At 49.1% G+C, this 275-nt stretch carries 1 protein-coding gene; it reads right to left on the bottom strand.

The genetic code is table 11. The annotated features are described in order from the left end of the window. A partial coding sequence (locus KVS71_RS17425) for a TetR-like C-terminal domain-containing protein (RefSeq protein WP_217585150.1) occupies positions 1-275 on the bottom strand: 275 nt, incomplete at both ends.

The raw sequence follows: 275 nt of genomic DNA, 5'->3' as shown, positions 1-275 counted from the left end.
CGATATAAAGCCATGCAGCATGGACCAAAACGTCTTCAGCTTCAAGTGGATGTCTGGCTGTTGGTATGTTTTCGCTAAATCGGCAATGGCTTCGAACATCAGGGTCGACATCTGTTTCATTTCCACCACACTATTAACGGTTTCGCAATGGGGAATGCCCAAGCTAAACATGATGCGGTAATAAGCGGTTTGACTAGCCGCAAATCGCCAATACGCGTAGGCCATTTCCTGAATGCGTGCCTCGGGGCTATCGGCATGCTCTTTTGCGCGATGCA

The sequence above is a fragment of the Microbacterium sp. GbtcB4 genome (assembly GCF_019091465.1).
Taxonomy (GTDB): domain Bacteria; phylum Actinomycetota; class Actinomycetes; order Actinomycetales; family Microbacteriaceae; genus Microbacterium; species Microbacterium paraoxydans.
The sequence above is the reverse complement of the archived record's forward strand: the minus strand, read 5'-3'. Positions and strand labels throughout refer to the sequence as shown.